Origin of the sequence: Acinetobacter sp. YH12106 (assembly GCF_013418995.1) — a bacterium.
In the GTDB taxonomy this organism is placed as follows: Bacteria; Pseudomonadota; Gammaproteobacteria; order Pseudomonadales; family Moraxellaceae; genus Acinetobacter; species Acinetobacter pseudolwoffii.
The window spans coordinates 91,994-109,177 of record NZ_VPAV01000003.1; the positions used below are offsets into that span (position 1 = coordinate 91,994).

General features: G+C 41.9%; 14 protein-coding genes and 5 pseudogenes. 11 read left to right on the plus strand and 8 right to left on the minus strand.

Features of this window, described 5'->3' with window-relative positions; all coding sequences use genetic code 11:
• Positions 1-7: 7 nt before the first annotated feature.
• The 3 genes and pseudogenes from FTU45_RS04385 to FTU45_RS04395 form a co-directional block, all read right to left on the minus strand.
• Entirely contained in the window at positions 8-481 is a 474-nt protein-coding gene (locus tag FTU45_RS04385) for an NfeD family protein (RefSeq protein ID WP_005104688.1), read from the minus strand.
• Between the two features lie 102 nt (positions 482-583).
• Positions 584-1,501 (minus strand): patatin-like phospholipase family protein, encoded by a 918-nt coding sequence (locus tag FTU45_RS04390; protein ID WP_180076004.1) that lies wholly within the window; start codon positions 1,499-1,501, stop codon positions 584-586.
• A 63-nt stretch (positions 1,502-1,564) separates the two neighbouring features.
• A pseudogene (locus FTU45_RS04395) lies at positions 1,565-2,193 on the minus strand (1-acyl-sn-glycerol-3-phosphate acyltransferase).
• A gap of 141 nt (positions 2,194-2,334) precedes the next feature.
• Here FTU45_RS04395 and FTU45_RS04400 point away from each other — a divergent pair.
• From FTU45_RS04400 to FTU45_RS04420, 5 genes and pseudogenes are all read left to right on the plus strand, one after another.
• A pseudogene (locus FTU45_RS04400) lies at positions 2,335-2,667 on the plus strand (MFS transporter); the annotation flags it as partial.
• 68 nt (positions 2,668-2,735) lie between these two features.
• Positions 2,736-3,826 (plus strand): IS4-like element ISAba1 family transposase gene (locus FTU45_RS04405; RefSeq protein ID WP_085940648.1). Its coding sequence is split into 2 segments (ribosomal slippage): positions 2,736-3,276 and positions 3,276-3,826, totalling 1,092 coding nucleotides; the frame shifts between segments, so codons are not numbered across the junction.
• Between the two features lie 18 nt (positions 3,827-3,844).
• A pseudogene (locus FTU45_RS04410) lies at positions 3,845-4,762 on the plus strand (MFS transporter); the annotation flags it as partial.
• A gap of 153 nt (positions 4,763-4,915) precedes the next feature.
• Positions 4,916-6,037, plus strand: a complete 1,122-nt coding sequence (locus tag FTU45_RS04415) for a porin (protein WP_180076005.1) — start codon at positions 4,916-4,918, stop codon at positions 6,035-6,037.
• A 140-nt stretch (positions 6,038-6,177) separates the two neighbouring features.
• Positions 6,178-6,879: an HAD family hydrolase gene (locus FTU45_RS04420; protein ID WP_180076006.1), complete on the plus strand. Its 702-nt coding sequence runs from the start codon at positions 6,178-6,180 to the stop codon at positions 6,877-6,879.
• 1 nt (position 6,880) lies between these two features.
• On the opposite strand, the gene FTU45_RS04425 is transcribed toward FTU45_RS04420, so the two are convergent.
• Positions 6,881-7,558 carry a DUF421 domain-containing protein gene (locus FTU45_RS04425; RefSeq protein ID WP_180076007.1) on the minus strand — a complete coding sequence of 226 codons (678 nt, stop codon included), beginning with the start codon at positions 7,556-7,558 and terminating at the stop codon, positions 6,881-6,883.
• A 447-nt stretch (positions 7,559-8,005) separates the two neighbouring features.
• Between FTU45_RS04425 and FTU45_RS04430 the strand changes: the two genes are divergently transcribed.
• A complete protein-coding gene (locus FTU45_RS04430) occupies positions 8,006-8,722 on the plus strand; it encodes a carbonic anhydrase family protein (RefSeq protein ID WP_180076008.1) in 717 nt (238 codons plus the stop codon).
• Between the two features lie 50 nt (positions 8,723-8,772).
• On the opposite strand, the gene FTU45_RS04435 is transcribed toward FTU45_RS04430, so the two are convergent.
• The gene (locus FTU45_RS04435) at positions 8,773-9,309 is read right to left on the minus strand and encodes a hypothetical protein (protein ID WP_100357276.1); all 537 of its coding nucleotides are present in this window, start codon (positions 9,307-9,309) and stop codon (positions 8,773-8,775) included.
• 162 nt (positions 9,310-9,471) lie between these two features.
• On the opposite strand from FTU45_RS04435, the gene FTU45_RS04440 reads away from it, so the two are divergent.
• Both FTU45_RS04440 and FTU45_RS04445 read left to right on the plus strand, forming a co-directional pair.
• Entirely contained in the window at positions 9,472-10,515 is a 1,044-nt protein-coding gene (locus FTU45_RS04440; protein ID WP_180076009.1) for a molecular chaperone DnaJ, read from the plus strand.
• Between the two features lie 102 nt (positions 10,516-10,617).
• The gene (locus tag FTU45_RS04445) at positions 10,618-10,992 is read left to right on the plus strand and encodes an endonuclease domain-containing protein (protein ID WP_180076010.1); all 375 of its coding nucleotides are present in this window, start codon (positions 10,618-10,620) and stop codon (positions 10,990-10,992) included.
• A 152-nt stretch (positions 10,993-11,144) separates the two neighbouring features.
• Here the strand turns inward: FTU45_RS04445 and FTU45_RS04450 are convergent, their stop codons facing one another.
• Both FTU45_RS04450 and FTU45_RS04455 read right to left on the minus strand, forming a co-directional pair.
• A complete protein-coding gene (locus tag FTU45_RS04450) occupies positions 11,145-12,077 on the minus strand; it encodes an IS5-like element ISAba12 family transposase (protein WP_074384144.1) in 933 nt (310 codons plus the stop codon).
• Between the two features lie 60 nt (positions 12,078-12,137).
• Positions 12,138-12,398, minus strand: a pseudogene (locus FTU45_RS04455) (transposase); the annotation flags it as partial.
• Between FTU45_RS04455 and FTU45_RS04460 the strand changes: the two are divergent.
• Entirely contained in the window at positions 12,381-12,728 is a 348-nt protein-coding gene (locus FTU45_RS04460; RefSeq protein WP_005093620.1) for an IS630 transposase-related protein, read from the plus strand. The pseudogene FTU45_RS04455 and the gene FTU45_RS04460 overlap by 18 nt on opposite strands.
• A gap of 17 nt (positions 12,729-12,745) precedes the next feature.
• Positions 12,746-13,219, plus strand: a pseudogene (locus tag FTU45_RS04465) (IS630 family transposase); the annotation flags it as partial.
• A gap of 205 nt (positions 13,220-13,424) precedes the next feature.
• On the opposite strand, the gene FTU45_RS04470 reads toward FTU45_RS04465, so the two are convergent.
• Positions 13,425-16,319, minus strand: coding sequence for a valine--tRNA ligase (locus FTU45_RS04470; protein WP_180076012.1), 2,895 nt, complete (start codon positions 16,317-16,319; stop codon positions 13,425-13,427).
• A gap of 174 nt (positions 16,320-16,493) precedes the next feature.
• Between FTU45_RS04470 and FTU45_RS04475 the strand changes: the two genes are divergently transcribed.
• Positions 16,494-17,165, plus strand: coding sequence for a hypothetical protein (locus tag FTU45_RS04475; RefSeq protein ID WP_180076013.1), 672 nt, complete (start codon positions 16,494-16,496; stop codon positions 17,163-17,165).
• Positions 17,166-17,184: the final 19 nt, after the last annotated feature.

The window sequence follows — 17,184 nt, forward strand, 5'->3', positions numbered from 1 at the left end:
ATTCACCTTATTGATTTTGATAATTCGTGCTGTGAGGTTGTACGACCAGGTCATTACCCAGAATATCCACGACGCGAACGCGGTCTCCGACCTGAACAGGGTCTAGAGTTCGGCATTCCCATTCATCCGAACCTAAAACTGGCATCGGAAAGCGCACCCGGATTTGCCCATGATCCAGATTAGTCTGAATCACCATGCCCACCTGACCAATGGTCGCTTCACGCGATAGACCGGCTTTGGTCTTGTCAATGGAAAGTGGCTTGATAAACTTGAACCAGAGCAGCGTACACAGAACAGAAAGAACGATCCAGGTCAGGAGCTGGGTGGTCAGTCCCATCATCGGGAACATCCAGTACAGGACGCCAACCATGATGGCACCGATCCCGAACCACAGGGCAGCAAATGCGGGCAGCAGTAATTCCGACAGAATCAGAAGGATGCCTAATACAAACCAGTGCCAAGGTTCAAGAACTAATTCCATATCGTGACCTATATCGCTAAGTATTTAATTAATCATCATCTTTATATGATTGATCTTCAATGTAGCAGATGCGGCAGCAGATGAATATAAAAAATTCGTACCTTAGAATTTCGCAGCACGTGGTGCTTTAAATGCAGCAGGGGACTGTTTGAAATCAGTAATCATTTTCTGGATGGCCCGGATTTTTAACTGTGCTGCTTTTTCACCCTCCAGAATGGTTTGATTGCTGGCCTTTAAATCCAGGGTGCCAATATGGCCAACTTTAGGCTGGATTACTACATTGGCCTGACTGAGTTCTTCATGAATACTTTGCTGTCCCATAATATTCAGGGTTTGATCCAGCACACCCCACATATTCAGGGCTTTACTAGCATCCGGACGGGCAGAAATATCGACAGCAATGACCAGATCGGCACCCATATCCTTGGCAGTTTTGACTGGAATCGGGCTGACCAGTCCACCATCAATATATTTCAGCCCGCCAATGGTGGCCGGGACAAATACATTGGGAATACTGCAAGAAGCGCGCACCGCCTGTCCGGCATTGCCTTTAATAAAGTCTGCCTTGCGTCCCGTATCCAGGCGGGTCGCCACCGCAGCAAACCGTATCGGGAACTGTTCAATCGGTTTATTTGCCACATTTTTGTTGACGAAATCCTGTAACTTTTGTCCGGCAATAATCCCTTGCCGATTTAAGGTTAAATCACGGATGTCCGATTCCTTAAAGTTCAAGGCAATTTGCTGCAACTGATACGGTGATTTGCCGCTGGCATATAGACTGCCGACAAAACTGCCGGCACTTGTGCCTGTGACAATTTTCGGTTTAATGCCGTGTGACTCCAGTACCTTAATCACGCCAATATGGGCGAAGCCTTTCGCACCGCCGCCGCCAAGTGCAATTGCAATCACGGGTTCGCGGGCCTGAAGTGGTGTAGGAGTCGGTGTGGTTTTACTGGCTTTATCACATGCAGCCAGACTGAGGCCAAGACAGCCAATCAGAGCATAAGACGCTAATTTCATTGTAGGAAATGATCACTAAATCATCAAAATATAGGCTATCAGAGCAAAAAAACAGGATTTTGCCTAGTCTTTTTTCAACAGCTTTTGTAAAGGCCGGGCAATCCAGTCCGGATTTTTTGCCGAAATCTTGCCTTGATAATGTGCATAAATCTGCACCAGATCATGTTCATAATCGCCCGTCGGCTGATAGACACCCAGAATATGAATGGTTTTAATATCATAATCAAAAGCCAGCATGACAATAGGCAGGCCGGCCTGATCGGCAATATGATAAAAACCACTGCGGATTTTTTCTGGCGCTTTACGTGAACCTTCGGGTGCCATACCGACCCAAATCTGGGGTTTTCGCTTGATGATTTCCACGATCTGCTGAGTATGACCTTGTGGACTATCCCGAACCACCGGAATCACCCCAACCCATTCAAGTAAGGGCTTTAATGGGGTATGGAACAGGCTGTTTTTACCAAAAATAGTGACCTTTAACCCGATAGCTAAGAGTGCAATAAAACCATGCCAGGCATCAATATTGGACGTATGTGGAGAAATAATCGCAACGGCTTTTGGTAAATTGGGAAACTCACCTTCAAGCTGCCACCCCTGCACTAAAAAGATCCGTTTAAAAAATAACGGCTGAGTCGATTGCCTCGACTGGGCACCAAGGGAGGTAATTCTGGAAAGTGCTTTTTGGTCATGCTTAAAGTCTCTTCCTGACACATATTTTTCTTTATTTTTAATGATATTAGGCTTTTACTTTGGTTTTTTCATTGGCAAAATGTCCAGCTTGTTGAATGATTTCTGCTTCTTTTGCCTATTAAGGACCCAGCATGCCGAATATGCGGAATACTTACATTGTGTTGTTTTCCCTGTATTGGGCGCAAGGATTGCCGGTCGGATTTATGACTCATGCTTTGCCGGTGATCTTACGGGCAGAAGGAGTGTCGCTGGCACAGATCGGTGGTTTTGGCCTGCTCATGCTGCCTTGGTCAATCAAGGTGTTTTGGGCGCCATTGGTCGATCGTTATGGCTCTCAAGCCACAGGGCATTATCGAAGCTGGATTATTCCGCTGCAATTGCTCTCGGTGGCAGTGCTGATCGCCTTGTCCTTTTTGCCCATTCAGGCTTTAGATCAGCCGGTTTATCTATTGGCCTTTTTTATTGCGTTACTCTGTACACGACAAAAATAGATAACTCATTGAAATAATGTCACAATAATTGTTTTCTAACGACGAATACTATGACACATCTCAATGAGTTATATCTTATCTTAAACAAATCTCTAAAATGGAACAAGTCACATTTAAAGTGCTTTGCGCTCATCATGCTTGTGATTATTTTAAAGCAAACATGTAATCTTTCTTCTGCATCTAAAGCCTTGCCCATCAAGTGTTTACCACAATCATTTTATCGACGTATGCAGCGCTTCTTTGCAGGTCAGTATTTTGATTATCGTCAAATTTCTCAGTTGATTTTCAATATGTTTTCATTCGACCAAGTGCAACTGACTTTAGATAGAACCAATTGGAAATGGGGAAAACGAAATATTAATATCCTGATGCTCGCAATCGTTTATCGTGGAATAGCGATACCTATCCTTTGGACATTGCTTAATAAACGTGGAAATTCAGATACGAAAGAGCGTATTGCTTTGATTCAACGCTTTATAGCCATTTTTGGTAAAGACCGTATTGTGAATGTGTTCGCAGACAGAGAGTTTATCGGTGAGCAGTGGTTTACATGGTTAATTGAACAAGACATCAACTTCTGCATTCGTGTTAAAAAAACTTCATTGTCACCAATCATTTAGGAAAGAATCATAAAATTAGTGATTTATTTCGCCATCTTAAAGTTGGTCAAATTGAATGTCGTAAACGACGGATTTTGGTTGGTCGGGTGAAACTATATATAAGTGCACTACAGTTAGAAAATGGAGAGCTTTTACTCGTCGTTTCTCCTCAGTTTAATGCCAATGCTATTCAGGATTATGCATTACGCTGGGAAATTGAAACCTTATTCAGTTGTCTCAAAGGACGCGGGTTTAATCTTGAAAATACGCGCTTGACAGACCCTAGACGAGTGAAAAAATTGATTGCGGTGTTAGCTATAAGCTTCTGTTGGTGTTACTTAACGGGTGAATGGCAACATAATCAAAAAAAAGCGATAAAAATAAAGAAGCATGGACGACTCTCAATGAGTTTATTTCGCTATGGTTTAGACTATGTTCAAATGGCGATTCAGCGTTTAATTGGTTTTGGGAAAAAAGAAGAGTTTAAGGAAATTTTGGCAATTTTAAGAAAGCAGAATCCTGATAGGATAAGGGTTCTGTGAAATTTGTCGTGTACAGAGATTGCGTTATTATTTATGAATGGGGTGGGGGCGACACAGGATATTGCCACCGATGCACTGGCAGTCAATATTCTGAAAAATGAACAGCAGCACTGGGGCAATACCTTTCAGGTGATTGGATCACGTTTGGGTTTCATTGTCGGTGGTGGGGCAATATTATGGTTGCTGGATCTACTGCAATGGCAAGCGACCTTTCTCTTATTGGCGGCTCTGGTCTTTTTGAATACTTTACCCATTTTATTTTACAAAGAACCTGAGCACGCAAAAATCAGCATGCAAGCGACCGTACAGCCTGCACTCCGCAATATCAAAACCTATTTTCGATACTTCTGGTCAGATTCGGCCTTGGCTAGGTGGCTACTAGTTTTACTGACCTTTAAAATCGCCGATGGTTTATCCGGGCCTTTGTTAAAACCCTTAATGGTGGATCTCGGACTGAGTTTTAGCCAGATTGGTCTGTATGTCACCATGCTCGGCGCCTTGGCTGCCCTGATGGGAGCCGGGCTGGCTGGCTGGTGCCTGAAATACTGCTCTCGCCGCCGGAGTTTGATTATTTTCTCGATTTTAAAAATATTCAGCGTGATGGCTTACGCCTGGCTGGCTGCCCAGTATGAAACCCAAAACAAAGTAGAAAATTGGATCATTTATCTGATCAATGCCGCTGAAGATATGATTTCTGCCATGCTTCTGGTGGTCATGTTGACCTTGGTCATGCAATACAGCCGTAAACATCTGGCAGGGACAGATTTTACCTTTCAGGTGGCACTCATGGCCACGGTAAGTGGGGGATTGTATAGCCTGAGTGGTATTTTGGGAGATGCTTTAGGCTATCAGGACTATCTGAATCTCATCGTGATCGTGGCAATTTTTTGCTTGATTCCCATATTCAGATGGACGGGAACTCAAGAAAAAGTCTAAAACTTATACACAATCAATGGTTTGATTAAATATTAACCTAAAGTATTAAAAAGAATATCTAAATACTTATTTAATAATTCTGTAATATGTTTCCACGTTGTAACATTTGTTTCAATTTGATTTAAACATAAATTTTAAACAGGGAATATTTTAATGAAAACTAAGTTAGCAACAGCAATCGCATTCAGCCTTGTGGCGGGGACTACTTTCGCAGCACCAACATTCTATGGTGAGATTGACGTATCTGCAGATTACTTACCTGAAGATAATGTGAATGGTGACCGTGATGTCGTAGAACTGAATTCGAACAGTTCATTTGTGGGCTTAAAAGGTGAAGAAAAATTAACAGATCGTTTAAATGCACTTTACCAAGCTGAATTTACGATTAATGTAGATGATGGTGCAGAGGATTCAGATACTTTTGTTCCACGTAATCTTTTTGTGGGCTTAAAAGATGCACAATTAGGTGCAATTAAAGTGGGTAAAATTGATACTCCAGTTAAACAGCTATCATCTGTAGTCGACACCTTTAATAACTATGTGGACAACAAAGCAGATATAGGCGGGATTCTTACTGGTGAAAACCGTATTGATAATGTCGTAGTTTATGAAACTCCAGCATTTAAAGTTGCCAATGGTGATCTTAAGGCAACTGCTCTTCTTGCGACAGGTGAAGCAAGCGGTATTGCTAAAGGCAAGGGTGCTTCAAAAGTTGCTGGACGTGGTTTAGGCGATGCTTTCTCTGCTTCTGTAGTGTATGACAATAAAAAAGTGATTGCAGGTATTGGTTACGATAAAGCAATCCCATCAAACTTTGCGGGTCGTGGCTTTGTAAATGCTTCTGCTCCAGAAGTTACAGGAGGAGCGGCAGGCAGTGCATTTGCAGCAGCAAATACAATTCGTGCAATCGGCCGTATCAACCTCGATAATAGTTTAGCACTTAAAGCACTTTATCAAACTTCCGAAGTTGAAGCCGTTGCAGGTAATGACGCTGCTGCTGCATTGATTGATGATCAACACGCTTGGTTAATTGGTGCGGAATACAACCTTCCAAATGCAAAAGCTTGGACAGTAAAAGGTCAATATAGTCAAAGTACCACTGAATTCACTACTGCTAAAGCAGATTTTGAAGCTCAACAAATTCTTGTTGGTGCAGACTATGCTTTCTCTAAACAAGTCAAAGCATATGGTTATGCTGGTTATCTAACGCTTGAACAAGGTTCATTAGAGACTAAACAGCCTGTACTTGGCACAGGTCTAGAATACAAGTTCTAATTTTATAACAAGCTAAAAGCGGTGCTTCGGCATCGCTTTTTTTATGCTTAAAACAACAAAACTTAGCAATTTTATGTCTGATCTAATAAGTTTCGGGCTGTTACCATGAATGAAAGTTTCAGCATTTCGTTTTGAAAATTATGCCTATTCAAGCTGTATTATTTGACCTCGACAACACCTTGACCCATCGTGATCTAACGGCCCAAGCTTATAGCTGCTATCTGGCAGAATATTATGCGTCTGCATTTGCACAGGTCGAACCAGAAAAAATTATCGAGATTGTAAGACGCATCGATAATGGCGGTTATCCTAAAAAGGAATTGCTAACGCATGGCAGCATCGGGGCTTCGGCAGCTTATGCATTATTACAGGAGCTATCCTGGTTAAATCCACCCAGCATAGATGAGCTGGCACAGTTCTGGTTTAGCCAGTTTGGTCGCTGCGCTGTAGAAGTGCCGGATGCCAAGCAGGTACTCGAGCAGTTGAAATCCCAAGGCTATCAACTGGCGATTGTTTCCAATGGTGGACACGACACCCGTTTAAATACCATTCGGGGTTTGGGGATTGCCGGTTATTTTGATGAAATCATCAGTTCGGGATTAGTCGGCTTCAGCAAACCCCAACCAGAAATTTTCCAGATTACAGCAGCGCGCCTGGATGTCCTGCCTGAATATTGTTTATATCTTGGCGATCATCCGGTGAATGATATACAGGGAGCTAAGAGTGCCGGCATGCATGCCTTGTGGATGCAGGGTTTTCATCCTGATGCCGAAGAAATTCAATATAAAATTCAGCAGCTACCTGAAATTTTTACGCATTTACAACGGCTGAATCAGCTTTAATTCAAGTGATGCGTAAACAATTAATCGCTTCAGCCCACTGTGCTGATTTGCAGCGAGGACATTGTTGTGCAGCTGTAGAGAGGTTTTGAACCTGACCGCAATAAATACAGGCATATAAACGGTCTGCTTTCACCTGCTCCACGATCGAACAGGTTTTAGGAAATAGTGGCAAGCCGTATTTCACCTGATCATCGGTAAAATATAACACACTGAATTTACCGTCTGTTTCCAGTAAACCGGTACGCACCTGACCCAGATGTTCTACGCCTTGCTGGCGCATTTCGGCAAAGAATTCATCATGTGACATTTTGCCTTTTTTAATTTCCTCAATGACCAGCAGGCCATCTTCCACAATATAAATCGGTTTGCCTTCCAGTAGGTCTTCAAACCATTGGTATTTCATCATCAGCCAAGTGGTCAGGCGATACATCAGGATAATCACCGACATTACCAGAACTGCCTGAATCAGGGGGATATCTTCGGTAAACATCGGGTCACCGGCAATTGAGCCCAGGGCGAGAATGATCGCAACTTCAAAGATCGAAAGTTGCCGTACACCACGTTTTCCAGTCAGGCGTAAAAACAGGATAATCATGATGTACATCAACATACAACGCAGCAAAATCTCTGATGCAAATGCCCAAGTTGTATCCTGAATAAAGATCGAGGCCCAATCCATTCGGCGGCTCCTATTTTATACGTTGCACCGAGTCTAGCAATCCAGCCGGTTTATTTACTGCTGTGTTTGTGTAAGTTTATGAATAGGCAATAGATTATTAAAAAATAAAACGATCTTAATCATTATTTTATTACCGGGATTATCGAAAATAAGATAGAAGTTTCATGTAAATATTGCATAAATATTCACCATTCTGATTGTGAGTAAAATCACATTTTTTAAGTATTTTTTTTGATGGATTAGAATAATTATCTCATTGAAATATAATTAATAAATTTTGATTAAGCAGCTTATTGTCGGCTTGGGTGTTTGGAAATTTGTAAATGAATCACCCAAATTAAGTAAAAATCTGTAGTTTGTGCTCTGAAAAATGAGGCAGTCATAAGCCTAAAAATTTGTTTTCTAAATGAAAAATTATTGATTACGGTTCTAATAGGGAAAATTATTGTGAAAAAAATATTCACATTTTTAACAGTGCTTGGTTTGAGTACGGCAGGCTATGCAGATGCCAATTGGGGCTATATGCAGCCTGAACAATGGTCGAATTTAAGCCAGAAATATACTGCCTGTGATGGTGCGAATCAGTCACCAATTAATATTGAGCGGACGGTAAAAGCACAACTGGAACCGCTGAAATTTAGTTATAACACCATGATTCACGCCATTGAAAATAAAGGTCATACCATTCAGGTGGACTTTGCCGAAGGTGGTGAGCTGGAGCTGGATGGGGAGCGTTTTGAGCTGAAACAGTTCCATTTGCATAGTCCGAGTGAGAACCTGATTCAAGGTAAAAGTTATCCTTTAGAGATTCATTTTGTCCATGCCAATGCTGATGGTGAGCTGGCAGTGGTTGGCATGATGTTTGAGCAGGGGCAGGACAGCCAGATGCTAAAACAGATGTGGAAACGTTTGCCGAAAAAGCAGGGTGAAAAAGTCGTGTTAAAGACACCACAGCCTGTCAATCAGTTGCTGCCTAAAAATCTGGATTATTATCGCTTTAGTGGCTCGCTGACCACCCCACCTTGTTCAGAGGGTGTGCGCTGGCTCATTTTAAAAGAGATCCAACAGGCTTCAGCCAAACAGATTGGTGAATTTTTCAAATTAATGGGGCATCCGAATAACCGTCCGGTACAGCCATTAAATGGTCGTGTCATTGTGGAATAATCATTTTGTTTGCGCCATTCGCCTACACATTGATGGCCTGAAAAGGCAATTTAAGGTTGTAGGTGATGGCTCTTTTCAATCTGTTTAATTAACTGATGGCTCGCATCATGAATATACTGGCTATGTTGGGTCAGTAAAGCTTGATGCTTGAGCTGTTTCTGGTTTTTAGGCTGTAATAAATGTTGTTGCAGAATTTCCTCGGAATGAAACAGTTCAAATGCCAATTGATTCAGGTTTGGGTCATAAATTTGACTATGTACAAATATATGCAGTTCTTTAGAAAAGACCGGAATCAATTCCAGATATTCGGTTTCTAGCGTATGTAAGATATTTTGAGTACTTTGCTGATGTAACTGCATTTGTTCAATGAAGTCAGCACTATAACGGCGAATACGATAAAGTGTCGGCAGCATCGTGACAAAGAATTTTTGTTTTTGCATGTCTTGTAAGGCATTATCACGATTTTGTGCCAAATGATTTAAATATAAGGGCACACTAATGGCGACAAAAATTGCAAACACAGATCCTAGCGCTTGTACCCATGCAGCGAGTTCCTGATTAAAGATTAAATCTGCCTGAGTTGCCATCTGAATCTCCTTTCAGCACAGTGACAAATTAAGTTATTGTTATATTGTTTGATATTAAACAAAATTTATTTGCATAAGGTGTATATTTGTGTCGATAACTGGCATACACCTGTCTCATAAAACCGTTAAACTTAATAATCTGTCCTGCTTATTTTGAATATCATGTCTTTCAATTTAAAAACCATGATTCAGCCATTCACAGCGCTTTCGACACAGCAGAAAAAGCTGGATCGCCTGATTGATAGAATTGAACAGCAGAAGCTTGAGCTGGCACAGTGGCAGCAGGCTGAAGAAGAGATTCGACAATATACACAGCAAAATTTCATACCGGTCTATCATGAATTGCATGGTGTTTTGTTCGAGCAGCTTGAACAATTGTGGCAGCATCTGCATGAGGCAGAATTTTCCAAGGCCGAGATCGTCGTACTGGATGAAAAAATTCAATCCCTGGCGGCTTACTTAAAAGATTCACAGGCAATGTCGGTGCAGGAAGCGCATAAGGTCAATGAAATTGATAGTTACTATCAGCAGCTCAATGAACATGTCCAACTCAGAAAAAATCAGAAAAAGACCAATGCACCAGAAGAGTTTTCCGAAGATCAAAATGGTTTCGATCAGGCCGACACAGATGTATTTGAAGAATGGGATAGTGAACATTTTCAACAAGTACGTGAGCAAGCCAGATTAAAACGCCAGCAGGAAAAACAGGCGCAGGCAGCAGCGATGGCAGAGCAGTCATTGAAAACCGTGTATTTAAAAATTGCGGCGGCCATTCATCCTGACCGTGAAGCGAATGATGTCAAGAAAATAAAAAAGACAGAGTTGTTGCAACATGCCAATCAGGCTTATGAAAAGCAGGATTTATTTGCTTTATTGAAAATGCAGCTTCAGATTGAACAAGACCGAGATCCTTCACAAAAGAGTTTAACTGCAGAGCAAATCAAGCTTTATCAACTGGCGTTAGATGCGCAGAGTCAGACATTACAAGCTCAAATTGATGCGTTAATTGAGACTTTGGTGTGGTCGCATAAAACCAAAATTGCGGTGAAAAAGACGAAAGGGAAAGTTCAAATTGCTGATCTGTATAAGCAGATTGATGAAGATACTTTGGCCATAAAGCAGCAGATTAAAGTAGAAAAGGAACGCTTGAGATATATCAAAAAGGTGAGTGGCTTGGAGATGTTTTTAAGACATGGGATGCTTTAAGATTTTTCCCTTTGGGAGATGAGCATCCTCAGAATATATTCTGAGTCGCAAGGGAGTGAGGGAAATTTGCTATAATCATCAAAAATAAAAATTAAATTCCACATGAACAAAAAACCCGATCTCCAACTACTCATATTCGCCAAATCCATGCGCCACACCGCCACCGATGCTGAAAATATGATGTGGCAAATACTCCGTGCCAAGCGTTTTATGAATCTGAAGTTCCGTCGTCAGCACGTGATTGTGCCGTATATTGTAGATTTTTACTGTCATGAAATTGGTTTAGTGATTGAGTTGGATGGTAGTCAGCATGGAGCGGATGATGCTGTGGAATATGATGATGAACGGACGAAGTTTTTAGAGGCATTGGGTTTAACCGTTGTAAGGTATTGGAATCATGATGTGTTGGGGCGGACGGATGTGGTTTTAGAACACTTATGGCAAGTGTGCATTGAATTGCAAGTGAATAAAGGATGAAAGCTCCTTCTCCCTTTGGGAGAAGGCGGGGGAAGAGGGTTTTTTAATTGGATAAAAGCACCTCTCCCTAACCCTCTCCTGAGAGGAGAGGGAATTCCATGGCTTTGTTGCACAAAGATTTGAAATGCAAAGCGCCCCTAATTGAGCCAAATTTAAGGCGTAACTTGGGTAAGTGGTCGACCTAATTCCGTAAATCTGTTAAGGACTGCTACACGTGCATGGATCTCATTCACTTGGCTATCAAAACTCCTTGCACTGAGTTTATCTCCTAATAATTTGATGCAATGCATCTTAGTTTCAACCAAACTTCGCCGATGATAGCCTGACCATTTTTTCCATAGTGTCCTGCCTAAACGTTTAATTGTTCGAAGTAATTCATTTCGCTCTAGCGAGCTACTCTTTGTATCTTTCCATGGTTTCGCATTTTTTCTAGGTGGAATCACCGCATGCCCTTGCCGATCTGCAATGACCTGACGGCATTGCTTGGTGTCATAAGCTCCATCGGTATAAACAGAGTTAATCTGCTCATCTTGTGGAATCTGATTAAGTAAATCACCAAGCACCTGTGAATCACTGACATTATTGGTTGTAAGCTGAACTGCTCGTATTTGTAGGGTTTTAGCATCTATACCAATATGAAGTTTACGCCATTGGCGACGATATTCAGGTCCATGTTTCTTGCGTTTCCATTCGCCCTCACCTAGAAACTTCATGCCTGTAGAGTCCATGAGTAGATGCAGCCCATCGCTACTTTTTTGGTAGCTGATTACAATATCAATATGCTTTTGTCTTCTACAAAGCGTGGTGTAATCTGGAGCTATCCAATTTAATCCGCAAAGTTTAATCAGACTTTGCACAAAGCCAGTGACCATACGTAAAGACAGACGGAATAAGGATTTAATCATTAAGCAGCATTGGATGGCTGCGTCGGAGTAGGTTTGATTTCGCCCTTGTTTGCCTTTTGATGGCGCATACCATTGCGTAGCAGGATCAAACCAAATGGCAATATTTCCGCGACTCATGAGTGCTCGGTTATATGCGGGCCAATTGGTTGTGCGGTAGATTTTGTGTGTAGGCTTCTTCATTTGAAAATTATATCGCTGAAAAAGCCTTTACAGATAGGTTTGTGCAACAAAGCCCTCGTAATCTAAAAAAAATTTATCCCACAATCCCTTGCTTGCCCAACGATTAAAGCGATTGTAAGCAGTTTGCCAAGGACAAAATTCTTGGGGAATATCACGCCATGTGGCGCCTGTACGCAGTTTCCATAAGATCGCTTCCATGATATTTCTACTATTCTTTGAACAGTAACAACCGTGTAATCGCATAGTATCTTGAATTTGCTGCCAGATATAGTCCACACGCCAAAAAACCAATACAATACTGATATGAGTTATCCAATACATTTTAGAAAGAAAATATTAGCCAAGCTTGAAGAAGGTCAATCTATCCGAGCGGTTGCTCAGCACTTCGAAATTAATAAAAATACAATTGTCGAATGGAAAAAGCGAATCGAAATAAAAAGAACTCGACCAAGAAAACCATCTAAAGTTGATGATGATGCCTTACGTGCAGATGTTGAGCAATATCCTGATGATTATCAATATGAACGCGCTGCTCGTTTTGGTTGTGGTACTTCTACAATTGGAGATGCGCTCAAGCGTCTAAATATTACAGTTAAAAAAAGACCTTACGGCACCCGAAAGCAAAAACAGAACTCAGAGAGCAGTATTTAAAAGATTTAAACCGATTAAGGTGTCAACACCCGATCATCTATCTTGATGAAAGTGGATTTAAATCTCATGAATATAGACCTCATGGTTATTCAAAACAGGGAATTCCTTGTTATGGAACATATAATTGGCAATTAAAAAATCAAACCAATGCAATAGGAGCAATCCATGAGGGTAAGTTATTTGCAGTTGGCTTATTTGATAGCAAAGTAAATTCAGATGTATTTCATTTTTGGGTAGATAAGTTTTTATTACCAGAATTACCCTCGAATAGTGTAATTGTCATGGACAATGCAGCCTTCCATAAACGACAAGATATACAAGATCTATTAGCCCAACATGGGCATCAAATACTTTGGTTACCACCTTATAGTCCTGACCTTAATCCTATTGAAAAAATGTGGGCATGGGTGAAAGCAAAAAGGAAAAAATGGTTGGTTAACTCAATAGATAAGCTTTTTAGTCGTTTCTTTAACGAGTGTATGGGTAATTAAGCGGTTTGACTATATCATCGGTGAGAAGAGTACGTGCCATTGAAAAAATATAGAAATCAAAAGAGCTTAAAGGAGGATTTTAAGTATTTAAAACCAATTTTTCAAATGAGGACACGCCCTAATAATTTCGTCAAATTTCATATTTAATAATAAAGGGCTGAATAATCAGCCCTTTATACATAAATTAGATCAAACTAACAACACCTTAAAGCGCCGCAATCTGCTCCATATTCGCTTTAATCTTCGCTAACTGATCAGCAAACTCAGCAAGTTTTACTTTCTCGCCTTCAACCACAGCCGCAGGTGCTTTTGCCACAAAACCTTCATTCGAAAGTTTATTAGCAATTTGATCATGCTGTTTTTGAACCTTGTCTAAGTCTTTTTGCAGACGACCCAATTCCGCTTTCGGGTCAATCAAGCCCTTCATTGGAACGTAAACAGATACGTGACCCACTACAGAAGAAGAAGACAATGGTGGTTGCTCGCCATCAGCCAAGAAGGTGATGCTTTCTACTTTCGCCAATGCTTTAAACAATGCTTCAATACGAGTGATCTGTGCTTTTTCAGCTTCGGTGGTGTTTTGCAGAAGAACTGGTAATAAACGCGCATTACCTAGACCCATTTCACCACGGATGTTACGTACCGCACCAATCAAACCTTGAAGCCATTGCATATCTGCTTCAGCTTGGTCGTTCATCAACGCTTCATCAGCAACAGGGTACTGCGCAAGCATGATGGTTTCGCCAGTAATGCCAAGTTTAGGTGCAAGCGTTTGCCAGATTTCTTCAGTCAAGTACGGCATTAACGGATGAGCCAAACGTAGAGATGCTTCCATTACTGCAAGAAGAACACGACGTACTTCAGCTTTACGCTCTTCAGACACATTTTCATCGTTCAGAACCGGTTTGGTTAATTCAACATACCAGTCACAGTATTCATTCCAGATGAACTCGTAAATTGCTTGTGCAGCCAAGTCTAAACGATAGGTTGCAAATGCTGTTTGCACCGCTTGTTCCGCTTTTTGTAGACGACTCACGATCCACTGTTCAGGCAATTCCCAAAGGTCTTGACGTGCTTCTGAACCAATCGTTTGACCTTCGACATTCATCATCACGAAACGCGTTGCGTTCCAGATTTTGTTGGCAAAATTACGGTAACCTTCAACACGTTTCATGTCGAACTTGATGTCACGACCAGTGTTGGCAAGCGCACAGAAGGTGAAACGAACCGCGTCTGTACCGTAAGATTGAATACCTTCAGGGAATTCTTTACGGGTTGATTTTTCAATCTTCGCTGCTTGTTTCGGGTTCATCAAACCTGTTGTACGTTTTTGTACTAAGGTTTCAAGATCCACACCATCAATCAAGTCTAATGGATCAAGTACGTTACCCTTAGATTTAGACATCTTCTGACCTTCGCCATCACGTACCAAACCGTGAACGTACACGGTTTTAAACGGCACTTGTGGCGTACCATCTTCATTCTTCATGAAGTGCATGGTCAGCATGATCATACGTGCCACCCAGAAGAAGATGATGTCAAAACCAGTGACAAGCACATCAGTCGGGTGGAAGGTATTTAAGAAGTAGTTGGCTTTGTCTTTCGCTTCGTCGCCAGTCCAACCTAAAGTTGAGAATGTCCAAAGACCTGAAGAGAACCATGTATCCAATACGTCTTCGTCTTGGTCTAATTGAACATCGGCAGGGATGTTGTTTTTCGCCCGAACTTCAGCTTCATCACGGCCAACATATACATTGCCTTCCGCATCGTACCAAGCAGGAATGCGGTGACCCCACCACAATTGACGCGAGATACACCAGTCTTGGATGTTGTTCATCCACGCCATGTACATGTTGCTGTATTGCTCAGGTACAAATTTAATCTCGCCATCTTTCACCGCTTTAATTGCAGGCTCAGCAAGCGGTGCAATTTTCACATACCATTGATCCGTCAGTAACGGCTCAACGATGACCCCTGAACGGTCACCGCGAGGTGGTTTAAGCGTATACGGTTGGATTTGCTCTAACCAGCCTTCAGCTTCAGCTTGTTCAACTAATTTTTTACGTGCTTCAAAACGATCTAAGCCCACATATTCCGCAGGTGCAGGGATGGTTTTAGAAATTTGCTCGCCCGCTTTCGCGATGTATTCAAACTCAGCCAACACTTCAGCATTTTTGTTGAAGATGTTGATGATTGGCAATTCGCAGCGTTTACCCACTTCATAGTCATTGAAATCATGCGCAGGGGTGATTTTTACACAGCCTGTACCAAATTCTTTGTCAACATATTCATCTTTAACAATTGCCACGCTACGACCGGTAATCGGCAGGATGATGTTTTTGCCGACAAGATGCGCATAACGCTCATCATCCAGGGCAACTGCAATGGCAGTATCACCGAGCAGGGTTTCAGGACGGGTGGTTGCGACCACGATATAATCTTTGCCATCGTGCGTGCGCAATGATTTATCTTCAAAGAAATATTTCAGATGCCACAATGAACCTGCTTCTTCTTTATCAGACTCAACTTCTAAGTCAGAAAGCGCCGTTTGTAATTTTGGATCCCAGTTAACAAGGCGTTTACCACGGTAGATCAAACCTTGTTCATGCAGTTTTACAAATACCTCTTTGACCGCATTGGATAGACCATCATCCATAGTGAAGCGTTCACGTGACCAGTCTACAGAAGAACCCAAACGACGGATTTGACGGGTAATATTACCGCCAGACTGTTCTTTCCATTCCCAGACTTTTTCGATGAACTTTTCACGGCCCAAGTCATGACGGCTAATGCCTTCTGCACCAAGCTGACGTTCTACCACCATTTGGGTGGCAATACCGGCGTGGTCAGTACCCGGTTGCCAAAGCGTATTTTTACCTGACATACGGTTATAACGGGTCAATGCATCCATGATGGCATTGTTAAAACCATGACCCATGTGCAAGTTACCAGTGACGTTTGGCGGCGGAATCATGATACAGAATGATTCGCCTTTTTCAGAGGGCTTGAAGTAGCCGCGCTCTTCCCAAGTTTGGTACCATTTTTTCTCGATCTCGGTCGGATCGTAGGTTGTCGCGATATTTTGCGCTGAATCAGTCATAGTCTAAACAGATCAAAAGTAGATGAAAAATTGGATCTATTGTAGCAAAAAAAATAGTGGATGCGGCAGCTTAACCAAATGCAAACTTTAGACAATTGGCATGCAGAGCAACTCGTCGTATGATGCAAAGATAAAAAACGCGACTCATCGCAGAAGATTAAAAAGGATAACAAGATGAGCTATAGCATTTCCCTGAAGATCCAGCCTGAAACCCATCAGCGCTTTATCGACCTTCATTCTAGATTAAATGCCGGTGATCCAGACAGTCTGGCTAAACCGCTCGGTGAAAATCTGGCCGATATGGCCTGTGAAATTATTGACCAGATTTTTGGTCAGATGGTGCAGATCGCGAAATCTCCCGACAGTGAATCTGAAAAAGTGATTCAGCACATTATTGAGACGACACGTAAATATATGCCTTGGTCGGTTTCCTTATTTGGCAATGAACGGCTCATGCCCATGGTGAATTATCTGCATCGCATGACCTATATGCATGACGGCGATGTTTTTGTGCGTTATCCGGTGGAAAAGATGCTGGTGATGGAGTTACTGGGTTGTGTGGATCAGATGAAAACCGGCAATCATCAATATGTCTCGCCGGCACTCAAAGCCTTTACCCAGGTCGTTGATCAGGGCGTGACCTGTCTGATCCGTGAACCGAAAAACCTGTTGAAGTTTAATGTTGTGGTCGATAAAACCTTAAATGGGGTGATTCACCTAACCACCCAGCTCGGCTATAAACGTTTTGATAAACTCGGTAATATCTATGATGCTGATACGATGCGTTATTATTTCGAGCATTTACTGGCATTTCTGGAAGATGAAAGGCCGCACCATATTTATTAAAACAAAGGAAACAGGATTT